14 protein-coding genes and 3 pseudogenes are annotated in these 17470 nt (G+C 59.9%); 8 read left to right on the top strand and 9 right to left on the bottom strand.

The window, feature by feature from the left end; genetic code table 11:
* Positions 1–89: 89 nt before the first annotated feature.
* Positions 90–2417 carry a relaxase/mobilization nuclease domain-containing protein gene (locus AC0V7N_RS36475; RefSeq protein ID WP_496628313.1) on the bottom strand — a complete coding sequence of 776 codons (2328 nt, stop codon included), beginning with the start codon at positions 2415–2417 and terminating at the stop codon, positions 90–92.
* The gene (locus AC0V7N_RS36470) at positions 2414–2743 is read right to left on the bottom strand and encodes a hypothetical protein (protein ID WP_244662163.1); all 330 of its coding nucleotides are present in this window, start codon (positions 2741–2743) and stop codon (positions 2414–2416) included. The genes AC0V7N_RS36475 and AC0V7N_RS36470 overlap by 4 nt, the downstream gene beginning before the upstream one ends.
* Before the next feature lie 644 nt (positions 2744–3387).
* On the opposite strand from AC0V7N_RS36470, the gene AC0V7N_RS36465 reads away from it, so the two are divergent.
* From AC0V7N_RS36465 to AC0V7N_RS36455, 3 genes are all read left to right on the top strand, one after another.
* A complete protein-coding gene (locus AC0V7N_RS36465) occupies positions 3388–4089 on the top strand; it encodes a nucleotide-binding protein (protein WP_183465709.1) in 702 nt (233 codons plus the stop codon).
* Positions 4086–4517 (top strand): hypothetical protein, encoded by a 432-nt coding sequence (locus AC0V7N_RS36460; RefSeq protein ID WP_496628312.1) that lies wholly within the window; start codon positions 4086–4088, stop codon positions 4515–4517. Before AC0V7N_RS36465 ends, AC0V7N_RS36460 begins: the two co-directional genes overlap by 4 nt.
* A 784-nt stretch (positions 4518–5301) precedes the next feature.
* Positions 5302–5700 (top strand): helix-turn-helix domain-containing protein, encoded by a 399-nt coding sequence (locus AC0V7N_RS36455; RefSeq protein ID WP_244662164.1) that lies wholly within the window; start codon positions 5302–5304, stop codon positions 5698–5700.
* 645 nt (positions 5701–6345) lie between these two features.
* Here AC0V7N_RS36455 and AC0V7N_RS36450 read toward each other — a convergent pair.
* Both AC0V7N_RS36450 and AC0V7N_RS36445 read right to left on the bottom strand, forming a co-directional pair.
* Entirely contained in the window at positions 6346–6516 is a 171-nt protein-coding gene (locus AC0V7N_RS36450) for a DUF2958 domain-containing protein (RefSeq protein ID WP_496628311.1), read from the bottom strand.
* A gap of 9 nt (positions 6517–6525) precedes the next feature.
* The gene (locus tag AC0V7N_RS36445) at positions 6526–6750 is read right to left on the bottom strand and encodes a hypothetical protein (protein WP_496628310.1); all 225 of its coding nucleotides are present in this window, start codon (positions 6748–6750) and stop codon (positions 6526–6528) included.
* Positions 6751–7127: 377 nt separating this feature from the next.
* Here AC0V7N_RS36445 and AC0V7N_RS36440 point away from each other — a divergent pair, with 377 nt between their 5' ends.
* The 5 genes from AC0V7N_RS36440 (at position 7128) to groL (ending at position 12174) form a co-directional block, all read left to right on the top strand.
* Positions 7128–7448, top strand: coding sequence for a type II toxin-antitoxin system RelE/ParE family toxin (locus AC0V7N_RS36440; protein WP_496628309.1), 321 nt, complete (start codon positions 7128–7130; stop codon positions 7446–7448).
* Positions 7449–7482: 34 nt separating this feature from the next.
* Positions 7483–7884, top strand: a complete 402-nt coding sequence (locus AC0V7N_RS36435; protein WP_496628308.1) for a helix-turn-helix domain-containing protein — start codon at positions 7483–7485, stop codon at positions 7882–7884.
* A 698-nt stretch (positions 7885–8582) separates the two neighbouring features.
* On the top strand, positions 8583–9788 hold the full coding sequence (locus tag AC0V7N_RS36430; RefSeq protein WP_496628425.1) for a redoxin family protein: 1206 nt from the start codon (positions 8583–8585) through the stop codon (positions 9786–9788).
* 373 nt (positions 9789–10161) lie between these two features.
* Positions 10162–10458 (top strand): co-chaperone GroES, encoded by a 297-nt coding sequence (groES, locus tag AC0V7N_RS36425; RefSeq protein WP_394889756.1) that lies wholly within the window; start codon positions 10162–10164, stop codon positions 10456–10458.
* A gap of 63 nt (positions 10459–10521) precedes the next feature.
* The gene (gene groL / locus AC0V7N_RS36420; protein ID WP_496628307.1) at positions 10522–12174 is read left to right on the top strand and encodes a chaperonin GroEL; all 1653 of its coding nucleotides are present in this window, start codon (positions 10522–10524) and stop codon (positions 12172–12174) included.
* 165 nt (positions 12175–12339) lie between these two features.
* Here groL and AC0V7N_RS36415 read toward each other — a convergent pair.
* The 5 genes and pseudogenes from AC0V7N_RS36415 to AC0V7N_RS36395 all read right to left on the bottom strand — a co-directional run.
* A pseudogene (locus AC0V7N_RS36415) lies at positions 12340–12831 on the bottom strand (IS6 family transposase); the annotation flags it as partial.
* A gap of 473 nt (positions 12832–13304) precedes the next feature.
* Positions 13305–14218, bottom strand: a pseudogene (locus AC0V7N_RS36410) (IS110 family RNA-guided transposase); the annotation flags it as partial.
* Positions 14185–14400: pseudogene (locus AC0V7N_RS36405) on the bottom strand (toll/interleukin-1 receptor domain-containing protein); the annotation flags it as partial. The pseudogenes AC0V7N_RS36405 and AC0V7N_RS36410, both read right to left, overlap by 34 nt.
* Positions 14393–15781 (bottom strand): ISNCY family transposase, encoded by a 1389-nt coding sequence (locus AC0V7N_RS36400; RefSeq protein WP_496628424.1) that lies wholly within the window; start codon positions 15779–15781, stop codon positions 14393–14395. The pseudogene AC0V7N_RS36405 and the gene AC0V7N_RS36400, both read right to left, overlap by 8 nt.
* Before the next feature lie 291 nt (positions 15782–16072).
* The gene (locus AC0V7N_RS36395; protein WP_496627316.1) at positions 16073–17449 is read right to left on the bottom strand and encodes an ISNCY family transposase; all 1377 of its coding nucleotides are present in this window, start codon (positions 17447–17449) and stop codon (positions 16073–16075) included.
* Positions 17450–17470: the final 21 nt, after the last annotated feature.

Genomic DNA, 17470 nt, shown 5'->3' with positions numbered 1-17470 from the left:
GCGCATAAATATAGGTTGAGCGCGACGGCTGGTCGCCGAGGCACAGCCATCCCGCTTACGGCGTGACCTTTCGATATGCGGCACGATCGTCAAATTATCTTCTGGCCCTTGGTTGCCTGCACTTCGGCTTTTTCAGCATCGATTTCTCGAAGCACCTTTTCCTGTTCCAATCGGAGCGTCACAATCGCATCGGTCTGAAGCAGCGACTGCGGCAACGGCTGTGCGGGATGATCGGCGAGCACACGCGAGGCCTCAATGGCGGCCGCAGCCTCGTGTGCCTCACGGGCGGCGGACTGCTGTGAGCTTGCGACGATGGCCCGATCTGCACCAAGCTCGCGATGCGATGACGGGTCGATCCCGCCACGGGCCTCTTGTCGGCGCTCCGCCTCGACGGCGCGATCGACAATCCGTTCCGCAGAGACGGCCTCCCGCTGTTCCTTCAGGCTAACCTGTTGAGCGCGCGCGATCAGGCGATCGGCATTGACCCCTGCAATGGCCTCGACTTCGGAACGGGAGAGCTCCTGCGCGCCGCGCTCCTGTGCGCGCTGGAGATCGATTCGGCTTGCGAGTGTTTCAAGGTACCGTGACGATGCCTCTCGAAACTGTTGCTTGGTCTCCCCATCGAGGAGATCGCTTGTGCGCGAAACCGCCTCGTTCATGAGGCGAAGATCCTTCGTCATCTGCGCCGATGTGATCGCCATGCCGTTAGTCTCCTTCGTAAGATGGTCAACTCGTTTCCCGATCATGTCGAGGACATTGCCCAACGTCTGGGCCGTCGCCAGTCGTTCAAACATTTGCTTCGCCAGCGCATTGTCCGGATGTTCCCGCGCTACAGTTCGCCAGGCGGCGACGCTTTCGTTGACCGCGCGACGATCGGGCTTCGAGGCGGGAAGCTTGATGGGGTTCGCCCGAGCGACACGGATTCGGTTCCTGGCATTGTGGATAAGTCGCTGGTTGGCAGGATCCGCCGCATAAGCGCGGTCGCGTGCTTCCCGCGTCGGCCGTGGCCGCTCGGCCACGTTGACGATCGCCTTGTCCTTCGGGCCGTAACTCTGCGACGATGCCCGTTCCTTCGCTGAAGTGGCGACGATTTTCAGCCCATGCGCCTGGGCGTGCTGAGCATACACCTCGCGCCATTCTCGGAACGTCTCACGGCCCGGATGGATTTTCTGTCCGGATTCATTTCTCACCGTGATGATGGCGTGGGCATGGATATGCCCGTCGGCTTGCTTGTCGGTGTGAACGCCAAACATGAACTTGTGGTCGGCGAACCGGTCATGCAAGAACGCGCGGACGGCGTCGGTTAGAGCCGCGACATCCGCCCCAGTCTTCGCCGAGATGATCAGGTGCATTGTGTCGCGCGCGGACTGCGACCGCAGCGACGGTCCCCATTCTCGCGCGGCGACGCGCGCATCGGCGACATTCGACAAAACCTTGCCACGATCGTCGACCACGGCGCCCTTCTCGATCAGCTTGTTTAGTCGATAGGTCACACCGTCTCGACCGTGGGTGGTGGGGCCTGGATCAACGCTCACGGCATGCCTCGGATGGCCGGTCGCCGCCTCTATCCGCGCCTTCACAGCCGCCTCCGATCGGATATCGAGCCGGCGCCGAGTGAAGCCAACCTCCGCATTGCCAACCCGTTCCTCCCGGACTCGCAACCGCTCCTTGGGGGATCCAGCCATCGCCACAACGAGCCGCGCCTCCAGCTCGCCCGACGGTGTCGCATCGAGACGATAGGCATAGCGATGGCCCTCGAATCCGGCAACCATCGCTTTCTCATAAATCTGCCGCCCGGCCGGTGTGTCGCGCACCCCGTAAAGCTTCAAGCGCATGGCAGCGACGTCCTGGCTCTCTGCACGCTTCGCGAAACTCGTGGACCAGACCTTGATTTCGTCGGCCACAGCTTCACGATCGCCAAGCATGCGCCCATCGTGGGTCTCAAGCGCGACCTCCTCGCGCTGCACATACTGGCCCGTTGCCGTGACGCGCGCGACGCCCCGGGCGTAGGACACCACTTTGATGACCGCCGGCTGATAGCCCGCCGCCAGTTGCCGGGCGCGGCCGATAGCCCCACCACCCTGCGCTCCACCACTGCTCGAAAGATTTCCAGCGATCGGCGCCGTCGGAGACCCAGATCCGGTGTTCCCCGCCAGCCCGCCAGCGCCTCCCCTGGCCGCCGCCGGCAGCGCCCGACGCCGCTCCTCGTCCTGTCCGCCCGAGATCGTCGCGCCACGAATGTCTGCCTGAGACGACGTACTTGGTAGCGACGAAACCCGCTTGGCCTTCGGTTGGCGCTCCTCGTCAATCGGCCTCGATACCCGTGGCCGCCCGCGTTCCTCGCGTGCCGTTTCGACGGCCCGCCGCGCAGCATTGACCTGCTCAAGCCACCATCCGATTTGAGCGGCCCGGCTCAAGAGCGGACTTCCTCCGACAGTGTAAGCTTCGCAACACGTCGAAGCTTGGAGCCATAGGCGACGGTCATCTCGGTGAGCTCTTCATTGATCGTCGCGATCACCTCGTACAAGCCGCGCCACACGGCCTCCGTGTCCTCGATGCGCACGGCCTGGCCACGGTGGATCGCTTTCAAGACCTGGGAGAGATTGCGCCCAACCATCCGGACTTGGTAGGCGAGATCCACGATGACCACAGTGTTCTCGGCAGAAAGTGCGGGGCCGGCCTGCACCGACGCCCGGATCAACCGTCGTACGACCTCGGCCTTCGGCAAGCCGAACAGTGCCACTGCCTCCTGAAGGCGCCGCTCATCCAGCTCCGACAGCTCCGTGCGGAGCCTTGGTTTGCGTCTCGGCATTGCAGCGGAACTGGCCACAGCCGTCCTCCATTCTCTTTTCGGCCGACGGGCTCAAGCTTCGCCGGCAGGCAACGCGCGTCAGCGCCCTGGCTGCGTCCAGCAGCCTCCCCGGTTTGGCCCACAAACCGGTATCTTGTCAACCAATATCTATTATACTAACCTCCAATAACCCAGGGAAAGCAGCCGCCCCATGCCCTGCCGTGCCCCCCCTGCGCTGTGCCGCGATCCGCCCCATAGCGCTATCCCCACCCGTTGTTACCGCAATAGTGATTTGACGCCTTTTGATGTGAATACACCTGACAGGACCCCCGCTATGCCTCAGGGGTCGGGATTGATCTCCTCCAAGATTGCCGTATGTCCCGAAACGCGAGTTACAGCATTACCCGGAAGTGTCATTGCCGCCTTGGAGCAAACGTGTCTTGCGGTATTGCCGCTTTGCCGAAACACAGCACTGCCGCATTCTCTCATTGGAGGACCGCGCGAACAACGACTTGCACGATTTCCGACCTCGTAATATCTAATATATTGTTTTGGTCATTTCGCTGTCGCGATCGCGGCGCCACGAGGAGCCTTTCATGCCGAGCATCTTCGCCATCGCAAACCCAAAAGGAGGCTCCGGGAAAACCACCGTCGCCATTATCCTTGCCGGCGAGTTCGCCAATCACGACTATTCCGTCGCCATCGTCGACGCGGATCCTCAGGGCTCCGCCTACCAATGGCATGCATCTTCGGTCGCGCGGGATCTCAGTCCGAAAGGGATCGATCTCGTGCGCGCGCCGGATGAACAGAGCCTCGCACAAGCGCTCGAGCGCCTTGACAGCCATGACGTCGTCGTCATCGACACGCCGGGCTATTACGGACCGGTGCTGACCCATTCGGCGCTGCGCGCCGACCTCGTCGTCCTGCCCTGTAGGGTTCACACCTTCGATGCATCGCAGGTCGTGCGCTCCATCCGCAACCTCGAGCAGCATGCCCACGCAGCCAATCTCCCCATGAGCCAGCACCGCGTTCTCTTCAACGAATATGACAGTCTCGACCGCAACACCAGGCCTCTGCGCGAAGTCCTCGCCTATCTCAACGCCGAGCAGGTGCCCATCTGCGCCAACGCGCTCTATCGGCGCGTCACCTATCGAACGATGACCAGCGGCCACGGTACACTCTACCAGATGAGCGACACGGATGAGTCGATCCGCAAGGCCCGCTACAATGCCGACCAGGTCGTCCGCGAATTGCTCGCGGCGAGCCAGGGCGTCAATAACGGCGACAATGCCGCATGAACGAAACCGCCAAACCGCCCCGTCCTGCCCTGCCACGCGACGCCTTTCGCGCCAAGCGGATCTCGTCTGATCCGCCGCCCGGGGCCAAGCCCGTCGTCATCACACCGCATTACGACGATCAACCGACAACGCAGGCGTCAACCTCCGCTGCCCCGCAAACTCATCACGCAACCCTGCCCAACAAGATCGAGGCGCCTAAGTCGGCACCGCCGGCCAAACCGAAGAGGGAAAATCCGCGCAAACCGTTCGATGCCTATGGCGAACGCAGTTCGTCGCGCCCTTATGCACTTCGCTTGCCCGACGCCATCGATCTGGTCCTCAGGCAGATCGCCGCGGAGGAGCGCACGCATCCTCTACGCATCATCGATCGTGTTCTCCACGACTACCTGAAACGCATTGGACGTCTCCCGCCCTCGCACGACGCCTGACCACCAGCCCTCCGCCGTACCTGCAGCGCTATTTGGGAGCGCGGTCCGGCTGCGGGCTGGCTCCGCTACGCTTCGGCCGCTCGCGCGGCTGGACAGCCGGTTAAACAGCGGCGAGACAGGGCAACAGGCATCACGCGAGTACGAATTCGAACGGCAAGCCGCTAAAAGGCATCCGAGAAAAGGGCGTCCGGACCCGCTTGACGTCCAGATGCCGCCCGCCATGCAGAGAAACTCTTTGCACGAGGAAATAGCCTTGGAGCCATCGCCCAGGGGACGATGTGCCGCTCCAACTCAACACGCCCAGAAAGCGCTCGCCGTGCGCAGCCAGAACCGGAGAGGAGCAGGAAGGTCCATTCTATCGCCAGCAGGCTTATCGGTTTTAGTGGCGAACGGCAACGTTGGCTCATGCATAGGCTTGCGGTTGCTCCTACTTAGTATCGGGCGGGCCTTCCATTTTGCGGCGGGCGGAGTCGCGCGGGGCCTAACGGCATCAGCATCAGCCAGACAGAAAATGGGAGCGCTTGGGCCGAAACTCAGTCCGTACATTATCTCGTATGTGGTCACTGGCAACGTAAGGCCCGAGTCCACGGTCGTTCATCAAGTGGGAAGCCAAAGTCCCTCGCAGCCAGGCCGGCTCGAGCCGGCCGTATTAGTGGCTGCGCGCGACGAAGCTTTAGGAGGTTTGATCCGACACGCCGTGCCTCATTCAGAGAATATTCAATATATAAGAACATTCATATACAAGATAACCTCATTGCGGTATTGATGGTCTCCGCAGGCGCAGGTGCCTCATCTGGAGTTCATCGATTTCATGTCGCCCGTCCGCAAGCCCCAGCCGGTCGATCATTCCATCCTCAATGAAATGCTGGCGCTGCGCCTCCAGCAGCTTGAGATCGAGAATGGCGGAATGGAAGCCTTCCTCCCCAAGACGGGTTTGGCGCGAGGGACCTACTACACGATGCTGCGCGGCATCGGAAATCCCACCCTTAAGACAATGGAGCGTATCGCTTCCAAGCTCAATATGACCGTATTCGAGTTGTTGGGCTTCGAGATCGACGATGCGCGCAGGGCGCTGAAGAAGCGCGGCGTCGACTATGACGAGTTGACCTCAGCCATCCGGAAAAAAGATGAAGCTACCCGGCGTGTAGCGCGGCAGACCCGGTCGCAGAAGCTGTCGGGCTGAGAGAAACAGCAGGGTGCGCGAACCCAGGACACCGTCATCCACGCCGGCGAGTGCCTGGACCAGTTCGCAAAGTTCGGCGCCGACAACGCCAAAGAAGAGAACGCCGAATTTGCTGCAGCTAACGCGATGCTGAGTTCTGACCGCTCGTGTTGCAGGCAGCGGGGGAACGCCTGGAAAACTGCGGACCTACAAGCCCTCACGCCCACTGGCCCATCCGTCCTGGATATCTGATGGCAGGAACGACAGGCAAAGCCAAGCAGGCGCTTCAGCTGCTCGGCTACTTCATCCCCAACAGAAATTTGAGACCACAAGTGAAACCGCGCCCATACCGCCGGCCAAAGCGCCTCCCGCCGCGGCGCCGGCACCACGTCCTGCTTGCAACCCGGGCGAGGACCGCGATGCAGAGGGGACATGTCGCCCACAGCCGTATGAGGCGAAAAGCAGCCCTCAAAGCACCAAAGGAATTATCTTGTTCAAGATGGTCGATGATGGTCGGACAAACCTCATATCTGACCAGGAATGCCAGCCGTTGAGCGGCATCGAAGGGCTCAAGGAACAATTCAGTTATGCTTCAATCGGTAACACCGCCGTGGCGTATGTTCGTGGCGATTTTCCAAGCCGAAAGCTGGGCTCAACTGACGCCTGTCACAGAGTAAGCCGAACCCCGGCTGGAACCGGGGTTCGGTGGCAGTCAGGTGGCGTGAACAGTTTGACGACGGGCACGAAATCGATCTCGTCGCTGGTACCGCGGAGAGGCTGCTGCTGGCGACCATTAGCCAGCAGCTTGTCCCGCAGATCTTGAGTCAAGAGCTGCATGTCCGCCTCCTACTTGTCTTCTTCGACTTTGGGGGCGCGCAGCACGACGCGTCCGTCCAGGGGCAGGGCCTCGAGGAGGAGCGTGCCGCCTTCGCCATCTTCGTGGGCGAAGAATGCACCGATGCGTGTCCAGAAGCCCTTCTGGCCTTCTTCCTTGGCATCCCGCACCGTATAGGCGAGGTACATTGGGGATTTCGACTCGGTCTTTCCGGTCTTGGTGTTAGTGTCTTTCATGGTCTTTTCCTTTGGTTGATGGTTTGTGTCCCGGAGGACGGTTCCAAAGGGGCCGGCGCCTGAGATGGCTTGTCCCCAACTCGGGAGCGCAGCGAAGGAGCGGGCAGGAACGGGACAAGACAGCAGCGTTGGCCAGAACAACCGTCGCTAATTCCGGACAGATCCATCAACGGGAATGCCTGCAAAGACCGAACACCAGGCCATGACCAGAAATCCGCATGCCACTCGCGCCTGGGGCTTGCGGCTAGGGCTTTGATCAGCCTCCGGTTCCGTTGGTCGGTCGCGCGGTGCTTGGCGAGAGAAGCGGGCAAGACAACAGTTTTCCTAGGTCAAAATATCAGCTTGACCCTATATCGGTTCCAGCCTATATCGGCTTCATGAAGTGGACGGTCCTTGAGCATCCGGATTTCATCAAGGAGCGCGAAGGCTTGGATGATGCTGTGTCTGACAAACTGGACGAGTTAATCCTCGTTCTGGAGCAGACAGGCCCCCAGCTCGGTCGCCCCATCGTGGATACCCTCAAGGGATCCAAACACAAGAACATGAAGGAAATCCGGATAGCCGTAAAAGGCGCTTGGCGTTTCGCCTTTGCATTCGATCAGGAACGGCAAGCCATATATTCGGGGGGCAACAAAGAAGGCCAGTCACAGGACAAGTTTTACAAAAGCCCTCATTGCAACCGCCGACGTTCGGTTTGATGAGTGGCTTGAAGCAGAGGAAGAGGAATAGATCATGGCGAAGAGATCAGATTTTCGACCAGCTCGTGAGCGCATTGACGCTTTACCGGCCGCGCGCCTAGCTAAGATCGAAAAGGGAGCGGCCGAGATTCTTAAAGCCGTTCATCTGTCCGAAATCCGCAAGGCGCTGTCGGTCACTCAAACCACTGTAGCGGCCAAGACGGGCTTGAAGCAGGCGGAAGTTTCGCGGATCGAAAAATCCCCGGAAACTGTGCAGCTCAAGACCATGGAGCGGTATGTAAAAGGCTTGGGTGGCGAGATGAAAATCGTGGCTGAGTTTCCTGATGGCACATACGCGGAAATTCCCTTGAATAACGGCAAGCCGGTGCGGTCCAAGGCAACAGCCGAGACGAAAAAGGCGCACGATAACTATGCGGAAGCACGCTTCAGCGCTTGAATGTCTGGGCGAAGAGGGCGTGCTATTCTCCCGCTGTTTTCAGCACAAAAGCGACAGCGCGGATAGGTCAAGATCGAACGTTTGCTAAATAAGAGGCAGGTGGTCACAAGTCTGAAATCCGGGCGGATTTCCTGGATCGACGAACGGATTTTTTGCCGTCGAGCTCCGTTTTTTGGGAGGTGGCGGATCAGCGTGATGTCGTATCGCGCCGGCATTGCGAAGGCGAGCATCGCCAAGTCGAGCTACTGTGTAGCTTGGAGCATACCCGCAGTGTCGGTCGATCAGGCTGGCTCACACTTCGCCGGGGGCTTTGTTCATCCTCCTCTTCAAAACTGTTAGCGGCGAGCCAACCCCACCAATGTCACTGAGGCGAATTGCCTCGGGACGGGCAGAGGCTGCGTGCCGCGCGTCCTTATGGCCTTGGCGCTTCGGGACCGTGCGGACGGGCCATTTTTTCGCTCGGTGCGAGGCGTGTCCAAACTTGGCAGCGGCCGACAATATGACAGGTTCAGAACAACATTGGCAAAAATGTCAGGTTCATTACAACCGGCCATCCTGGGCCATGCGGAGGTTTTTCAAAGCATATTTATGCACTTATGCGCGCTGAGCCAGCTGGCATGACCCTTGCGTGAATAATGGAGCAAGAGAGGCTCTCTCCCCAACCCGTGTGCCTCTCTAAGAAGGAAACCCGAGTGCCGATGACCTCACCCTTTGGAAACAGCTTTGGACAGCACCGGGTCTTGCAGATCGAGTCCCCGGCTCCGCCGATTCAAGTGGAAAACTGGCTGCGTGGCGAGCCCCTCACGAGCTTTCAGCCCGGAAAAGTGTACATCGTCGAATTTTGGAGAACTTCGTGCGGCCCATGTGTGGACGCGATGCCCCATCTGATGCAGCTGCAGGAGAAATACAGGGAGAGTGGAGTTGATGTCGTCGCAGTCGCGGCATATGAACGCGCTCCAACGGCCGATGAGGCCAGAAGCAATCTGGACGCTTGGTTGACCGAAAAGTTCTCGAATCTGAACTTTCGGATGGCGTTCGACTCCACAGGCGAAATGGACAAGCTTTGGATGGAGCCCAGCTTTTCTTTCTGGATTCCGACCAGTTTCGTGGTCGACCGAGACGGCCACATCGCCTTTATTGGTGAACCGACGGAACTCGATGAGGTTTTGCCGAAGGTGCTCAACGGCAGCTGGCGCGCCAGCGATCAAGCGAAAGCCGCCGACAGGGAGCGGATCGCGAAAGGCGAAACCGAAGCGCGCGAAAAAGCGCTGACGAAGCCGATCAATGCTAGATATTGGGCGGCGGTGGAGAAAGAGGATTGGAAGACGGCGCGCTCGGCGATCGAAGAAGGCATCGCCTTGATGCCGGACAACCTCAGTTTCCGCTCGTCTCATGCGCATCTGTTGCTCCATCAAATGCGCGACATGCAAGCCGGCTTGCCCGTCATGCGCCAATTCGTTAGCGACGCGATCAACAGAAACTCCGAGGATTGGATGATTGTGGCGCTAGAGCAACTCTTCCAGCCGAACTATGACTATTCGCACTTTCCGTCTGCTGAGCGCCTGGCGATGGGAAAAGAGCTATCCGAACACATCCTGGCACTCGATCCCCCGCAAGGCGAAGGGCGTAGGTTCTGGTCTTATCCGGCGATCGCTCGTTACTATCATGAGAGCGGCAACAAAGATCGGGCGATCGAGTTGATCGAGCTGGCACTGAAGTCGCTGGACGGTCCGGAGCCGATCGCCCACGACCTGAACCAGTACCTTCTACCGGAGTTGCTGCAGGCTCTGGCCAACTGCAAGGGTGAGAAGGTTTGTTACGGCGATCTGTGTGCGGCTCCGCGAAAGGATTCCTCCCAAAAGGTCCAAGCGGCAACCAAGGAGGAACCTAAAGAGGGGCGATAGTCGGAAAGGCTTACTGGCCAATTCGTCCATTTCCCTGGCGTGGTTGTGCAAATAGGCCGACCCATGCGTCCAGCCCAGCCTCGCCGCCATCCGCAAACACGTGAACGACCAAGGAGAAGACGTCCCCTGATCACCTCACCAAAACATATTGCCGCTGCGGGTCTCCCGGACCCCGTCAAAGATGGCACTGGAGTAAGGCTTGTCAACATGAAGAAGGTTACTCAGCCGGCTCAGGCGCTGCCCACCGATCCACCTGTTCCCACAGGCGGGGAAGACGGGGGACGCAGCCGACCGCCTGTCTCAGCGCCACGATAGCACTCGCACGCTCCGGCGACGGAGCACCGTTCAACATCCGCACCAGGGACATCCAAAAATGGCAAAGTCGAAGTTCCGGCCGCTGCATGACCGCGTGGTCGTTCGCCGGGTCGAGTCCGAAGCGAAGACCGCCGGCGGGATCATCATCCCGGACACGGCAAAGGAAAAGCCGCAGGAAGGCGAGATCATCGCCGTCGGCTCCGGCGCCCGCGACGAAGCCGGCAAACTCGTCCCGCTGGACGTCAAGGCGGGCGACCGCATCCTGTTCGGCAAGTGGTCGGGCACCGAAGTCAAGCTCAATGGCGAAGACCTTCTGATCATGAAGGAAGCCGACATCATGGGCATCATCGGCTGACACGCCGCCGCCTTTCATCCGCACCATCCAATCTGAATTCGGGCGAAATGCCCAGGAGTAAAAATGGCCAAAGACGTAAAATTCTCCCGTGATGCCCGCGAGCGCATGCTTCACGGCATCAACATCCTGGCCGACGCGGTGAAGGTCACGCTCGGTCCCAAGGGCCGTAACGTCGTTATCGACAAGTCGTTCGGCGCGCCGCGCATCACCAAGGACGGCGTCACCGTCGCCAAGGAAATCGAACTTTCCGACAAGTTCGAGAACATGGGCGCGCAGATGATCCGCGAAGTCGCGTCCAAGACCAACGACATCGCCGGCGACGGCACCACGACCGCGACCGTTCTGGCGCAGTCGATCGTCCAGGAAGGCCACAAGGCGGTTGCCGCCGGCATGAACCCGATGGACCTGAAGCGCGGCATCGATCTGGCCGTGACCGAAGTCGTCGCTCACCTCGTCAAGAACGCCAAGAAGATCAAGACCTCGGAAGAAGTCGCCCAGGTCGGCACGATCGCCGGCAATGGCGATGCTTCGGTCGGCTCGATGATCGCGGAAGCGATGCAGAAGGTCGGCAACGAAGGCGTCATCACCGTCGAGGAAGCCAAGACCGCCGAGACCGAACTCGAAGTCGTCGAAGGCATGCAGTTCGACCGCGGGTACCAGTCGCCCTACTTCGTCACCAACGCCGACAAGATGGTTGCCGAGCTCGAGGACGTCTACATCCTCCTGCACGAGAAGAAGCTCTCCAACCTGCAGGCCATGCTGCCGGTTCTCGAAGCCGTCGTGCAGACCTCGAAGCCGCTGCTTATCATCTCGGAAGACGTCGAAGGCGAGGCCTTGGCCACGCTGGTCGTCAACAAGCTGCGTGGCGGCCTGAAGATCGCCGCCGTCAAGGCGCCGGGCTTCGGTGATCGCCGCAAGGCCATGCTGGAAGACATCGCCATCCTCACCGGTGGCCAGGTCATTTCCGAAGACCTCGGCATCAAGCTCGAGAATGTCGGCCTCAACATGCTCGGCCGCGCCAAGAAGGTGTCGATCTCCAAGGAGAACACCACCATCGTCGACGGCGCCGGCAAGAAGGCCGAGATCCAGGGCCGCGTTGCCCAGATCAAGCAGCAGATCGAGGAGACCACCTCGGACTACGACAAGGAGAAGCTGCAGGAACGTCTCGCGAAGCTCGCGGGCGGCGTTGCCGTGATCCGCGTCGGCGGTGCGACGGAAGTCGAAGTCAAGGAAAAGAAGGACCGCGTCGATGACGCCCTCAACGCGACCCGTGCGGCCGTGGAAGAAGGCATCGTTGCTGGCGGCGGCGTCGCCCTGCTGCGCGCTTCGCTGGCCATCACCGTCACCGGCGCCAATGCCGATCAGACGGCCGGCATCGCCATCGTCCGTCGCGCCCTGCAGGCTCCGGCCCGCCAGATCGCTGCCAACGCCGGTGCCGAAGCTTCGATCGTCGCCGGCAAGATCCTCGACAACAAGGATGCAACCTTCGGCTACAACGCCCAGACCGGCGAATATGGCGACATGATCGCCATGGGCATCGTCGACCCAATGAAGGTTGTGCGCACCGCTCTCCAGGACGCGGCCTCGGTCGCCGGCCTGCTGGTCACCACCGAAGCCATGATTGCGGAGGCTCCCAAGAAGGAGTCGGCTGGCGGCGGCATGCCGGGTGGTATGCCCGGCGGTGGCATGGGCGGCATGGGCGGTATGGATTTCTAATCCAGCCATTGCCTCGCATTCACGGAAAGGGCGGCAGCAGTGCCGCCCTTTTCTCTGGCGCGGATTCCAAGCCGGCCGCCCGACCCACAGGCCAAGCGTTTCAAATTGAAAATCAGGTTTTGTTGCAACGACTGAATAGGGGCACAGAGAGGCCCTGATGCGAGGTCAATCAGGCGGCGAGGATTCGAACTGCTCGGCCAAGGACGGATTCGGATTGAAGGCATACCTCGCCTGTCGCTTACGCATCATGTGGATCATTTCGATGCCGGTCAGTATGGTGGCTGCGGTGGCCGTTAATTTGAAGCCGGGCATCGGCCGGATGCGGCGCTTGATGCGCCGATGGTCCTGTTCGATCCGGTTATTCAGCGCCTTTCTGAAGAAGCGTTTGGCCGACGGTAGGTCGCGCTGCTCGCTGAAATAGAATTCGACGGTGTCGCCGACACTGTCGATGGCGCGATAGAGATACATCCACTGGCCACGGACCTTGATGTAGGTCTCGTCGACATGCCATTTGCCGGTCACGCTACGCTTGCGCCGGTTGAAGCGCTCCAGCAACAAGGGCGCGAAACGAACGGTCCAGCGGTGGATGGTCGTGTGATCGACCGTAATGCCGCGCTCGGCCATCATCTCCTCAAGATCACGCAGGCTCAGATTGTAGATTCCATGGGCGGTGGAAAGCGATCGGCTTTCTGACAGAGTGAGGTTGCTGAACCAACCCTGTGGAGAAGACCATGCATATTTCAACTGACCGATCCGAAGCACCGACCGCCATACGCACCACTCTCTGCGCGATTTTCGTCTCATTGGAACTCTTATGTCAAATGCAAGCGGCATGGCCACGACTGTTCATCCCGCCAATAATGGCTGGTCCGGTATAGTGTAGCTAATGCGCAATATAGGAGACAGGACCTCAAGACGACGGTTTGCAAACTCTTATACGCGCGGGTTGGATACCGCATTTCCGTGTGTACGCCTGGGGCTGCTTCTATCTTAGCACGGGCATCGACGTAGTCGGCCACTCAGTTCCATCGAAGATTCCCCGACCGGGCCCCTGCCTCCAATATTGAGCATCAGCAGATGAAGATCGATCTTGTCTCCTCTTTCTAATGCGCGCGATATGCGGTGCTTGGCTAAGCGTGGTGAGCTGGTTGCACTTCCTGACCGATAGCCCACAGGAAGGCCCCCATTTCTCTAGCGATCGCGGTGATCGCGATGGCCTTGTGCTTCCCCGCGAGGATCCTTTTTCGATAGCGAGAGCAGAGGCGGAGCTGACCTTTCCACGCTATTTCGCGAACGGTTCTCGGTAGGCCTTCCAACTGCGCTTGCTTGGTTCGACTTACCCGCGCAGGGAAGCGGTAAGCCCATGCGCCTTCGATCAGCATGCGACGGGCCCGAGAGTTCCCGGCCTTAGTGATCCCACCACGTTTGACATGTTCACCTGTCGAGCTCTCTGACGGAACGAGGCCAAGAAAGGCCATCAGCTGGCGGGGGTTTTCGAAGCGGCGGATGTCGCCAATTTCGGCAACAAAGACAACGGCGGCAATCAACGACACGCCTCGTAACGCCTGATAGGCTTCGACAACAGGAGCCATCGTCCAGGATTTGACAGTCTCCGAGATCAGATCGGTCAGACGCTTCAAGCGCACCTCGGCATCCTCGATCGCCTGGCAGTATTCCTTGAGCACGATGAAGTGCGCCGGATGCTCGAACTTCAGAGTCGATATCCACCGCATATGCGCCAGCGACAGGATGAGCGGCCCGAATAGATGCGGCCATGTCGAAGTAGGAACGACTGAAGCTGCTGACGCGCCCGCTTTTGAGCCTCCTGGGCTGCTTCACGGGCTCGCACGAGATCGCGCATAGCCTCATGCCCGCGGTCCGGCACCCAAACCGCTGTAAGCTCACCCGCAGGATGTAACCGTGCCAAGCTGACCGCATCGCGCCGGTTGGTCTTCACTCGATCTCCGGGACGCTTGGGAATTAGTGCCGGTGCCACCACCACACAATCATGGCCCATCTCGGTGAGCTGACGGTAGAGTTCGTACCTGTACCCCCAATGCTCCCGGACGAGTAGTAGGGCGGGGGAGAGTAAGACGGTGAAGAGTAGGACGGGCGCGAGTACCCGTAGCTGCTGTAGCCGCGGCCATAGCGGCTACCACATGCTGGGCAGTCCGCGGCAGCAGCCGCTGAGCGATGGCCTCTTACTGGTGCTGTGCATCTAGCCATGAGGCGATCTTACCCGAGTCGCGTGGGTGCTTTCTAGCGTCATCGCAAAGCGACCCGGCTTCGTGCCGCGCTTCACATAGCCGTTGCTCTGGCTGCCATCAGGGATGCCGAACATATGGTTCGTCTGGCCAGTTCGCCGCGGCCCATGCTGGCTGCGCTGCATGTCCCGCCCGACCTGCATCTCGGCCACCATCAAAAGCGCCTCATCCAAGCGTTTGTTCTCGACGATCTCCGATCTGTGAACCGAGCGTAGCTTGTCGAAGGTTCTGTAGGGCAGAGAGGTGCTGCCTTCCATGATATCGAGCCGGCCGTCCGGGTAATCGCAAACCACGACTTTCTTGCCGGCCAAACCCTTCGCAAACGGGCTCGGATCGAGGATGAACACCACCTTGTCGTAGCGCAGCGTCAACGCTCGCGACAGGGTCCGGAATTCCTTGCGGCACATGGCGCCGTCCAGATTCTCGTGAGCGGCGAGGGGGCGGTGCATGTCCTTCGGGTTGCGTGGCTCCTTGCCGAAGCGGGCATTGAAGTCGGCAGCGAACTCGGCCGCATAGGCATTCGCCGCCTCGATCGTGCTGATACCGCGCAGGCGCAGCTCCTTTACAAGCCGGTCCTGCAGCGTCTGGTTTGCGCGCTCGACACGCCCCTTGGCCTGCGGAGAATTGGCGCAGATGATGTCTATGTTGAGCTCGTAAAGCGCGCGGCCGAACTGTGTCAGGCCGGTCGTTCGATCCTTCTCGGACCCATGCGTCGTGCGAAACACGCCATGGTTGTGGATGTAGAAGGAGATCGGCTTGCCCCATTCCTGCAAATACGCCTTGGTGGCGATCAGATAGTCGAACGTGTTCTCGGAACCGGCGAAACGCAGATGCAGCAGCTTGCCGGTGGCGTCATCGATGTAGACGAGCAGGGCACACTTTGGCCCCCGGCTCTCGAACCACCAATGGTGCGATCCGTCGATCTGAACCAACTCGCCGAAGCAATCTCGCCTGCCACGCGGTTGATGAATCTGGCGCTTCCGCTCACGTCGCGATGTCCAAATGCCGGCTTCGGTCATCCATTTGCGCAGCGTCTCTTTGCTGACCGCTATCTGGTGTCGATCGAGCAGCTTCTCGCGGACAAGCGTCGGACCAAAGTCGACATAGTGTTCGCAAATGAGCTCCAGGACAAAGTCGCGAACGTTATCGATGATGCGATTGTTCGAACATCTGCCGCGCGCCTTGTGCCGGAGAGCCGCGGCACCGTCGTCTTGGAATGTCCTCAATAATCGTTGGGTCTGGCGGACCGTGAGCCCCAGGATCCTCGCGCCCGACACAGTGGAGATGCGTCGTTCAATGACCTTCGACAAAACCTCGATACGCTTCAGTTCGCGTTCGCTCATCAGAACAAGTCCCAAGTTGCAATCTCCCGCACCGTCGAAGGCGGAGAGATTGGCAGCGCACAAGCAGGAGCGACATTCCTACTTTGCCAAACCCGGACATTTTAACTTAGCTCCTACAGTACATGTTGCAACCAAGTTCGAATGTCGCCGGGCCAGCAAAGTAGAAATGTCGCATCACGGTTCTGCTGGCCGCGACGAGAGCACCCGATCGGGCGTCAGCTGGTCAGGATCGCGCAGCCCGATCGGGTGCGATCCAGCAAGGCTCCCCGGGTTTAGCTTTGAGAGCTGACTTCACTCGGCAGCATCCAGCCTTGCCAGCGCTTGTTGTCGACGCGCGATGACAGCAGGATCATTCATGAAATCCTTCCTACGCCCCGGCTTCCTGTCGCGCTTCTGATAGCCAGTCTGTTCGCTGTTCGTCTTAATCTTCGGCGCGGGCCGAGCCTCATCTTGCTGGCTCTTGATCCAGGACAGAACCTCGCCAAGCCGCTTGTTCTCGGTGACCGCGGCGTGGGTGACGCGCTGCTCTTTGTCGAAGACAGTGTAGGGCAGGGAGCATGCCTTCCACCGAACATCCAGGCGACCGTCGGCGAACTCGTAAATATCGACATATCTGCCGACCAGGCCGCATGAGATATCGTTCTTCTCCAGCATGATCTGCTTGCGTTCGTAGGAGAAAGACAATTGCTGGCCGACATAGCGCTGCTCGCGTTTGCAGAGCAGGTCGCGGAGTCGATCGGCCGGCATGTTCAAGACACGATGAAGATTGTCCGGCCGGGTAGGGATCTTCGCAAACTTGTCGTTGAAGCTGGTCGTGAATGCCGGCAGAAAAGCGTTGGCTACTTCGATATCTGAGATGCCAGCAAGACGCAGTTCCTTCACAAGCCGGTCCTGCAGCGTGCGATTGACACGTTCGACCCGGCCCTTGGCCTGGCTCGAATTGGCGCACAGGATCTCGATGTTGAGCTCGGACAAGGCTCGGCCGAATTGGGTCATGCCGCGGCCGGCACGAGCCTCGGCCTTCGCCACCCGAAACACCGTGTGCTTGTCGGAATAGAATGCCACTGGGCAGCCGTGCGCCTTCAGATAAAGATCCAAGGCCTCGAAGTAACTGAACGTGCTCTCCGACTTCACGAAGCGCAGCTGCTGAAGCTTGCCGGTCGCGTCATCGATGAAGACGAGCAGGGTGCATGGACCGCCCCGCTCCTCGAACCATCGATGCTCGCTGCCGTCGATCTGCACCAACTCGCCATAGGCTTCGCGGCGCAAGCGCGGCTGATGGAATGTCCGGCGCTGCTTGCGCGACAGCCAGATTCCGGCCTCAGCCATCCATTTGCGAAGCGTCTCACGCGATACGGTGACACCATGATCCTCAGCCAGCTTCTCAGCCGCAAGAGTCGGGCCGAAGTCCAGATAGTGTTCGCGGATGAGCGATAGAGTGAAGTCCCGAACGCCGTCGACAATCTGACGGTTCGAGCGTCGGCCGCGCGCCTTGTGGCGCAGTCCGGAAGCACCATCGGCCTGAAACGACTTCAAAAGCCTCTGCACCTGGCGCCTGGTTAATCCAAGCACATGTGCTGCCGCGACAGTCGTCATCCTTCGCTCGATGGCCTTCGATAGAACCTCTATGCGTTGGAGCTCGCGTTCGCTCATCAAAACAAATCCCACTTGCTGTCTCCCTCACAAACG

It is taken from the genome of Mesorhizobium kamtschaticum, assembly GCF_056174585.1.
This window is presented reverse-complemented; position numbering and strand designations above follow the sequence as displayed.

Coding starts and splice junctions, on each gene's coding strand:
- AC0V7N_RS36465 (WP_183465709.1), top strand. CDS start 3,388: ATGCCGAGCATCTTCGCCATCGCAAACCCAAAAGGAGGCTCCGGGAAA.
- AC0V7N_RS36460 (WP_496628312.1), top strand. CDS start 4,086: ATGAACGAAACCGCCAAACCGCCCCGTCCTGCCCTGCCACGCGACGCC.
- AC0V7N_RS36450 (WP_496628311.1), bottom strand. CDS start 6,516: ATGCAGCTCTTGACTCAAGATCTGCGGGACAAGCTGCTGGCTAATGGT.
- AC0V7N_RS36445 (WP_496628310.1), bottom strand. CDS start 6,750: ATGAAAGACACTAACACCAAGACCGGAAAGACCGAGTCGAAATCCCCA.
- AC0V7N_RS36440 (WP_496628309.1), top strand. CDS start 7,128: ATGAAGTGGACGGTCCTTGAGCATCCGGATTTCATCAAGGAGCGCGAA.
- AC0V7N_RS36435 (WP_496628308.1), top strand. CDS start 7,483: ATGGCGAAGAGATCAGATTTTCGACCAGCTCGTGAGCGCATTGACGCT.
- AC0V7N_RS36430 (WP_496628425.1), top strand. CDS start 8,583: ATGACCTCACCCTTTGGAAACAGCTTTGGACAGCACCGGGTCTTGCAG.
- groES (WP_394889756.1), top strand. CDS start 10,162: ATGGCAAAGTCGAAGTTCCGGCCGCTGCATGACCGCGTGGTCGTTCGC.
- groL (WP_496628307.1), top strand. CDS start 10,522: ATGGCCAAAGACGTAAAATTCTCCCGTGATGCCCGCGAGCGCATGCTT.
- AC0V7N_RS36400 (WP_496628424.1), bottom strand. CDS start 15,781: ATGAGCGAACGCGAACTGAAGCGTATCGAGGTTTTGTCGAAGGTCATT.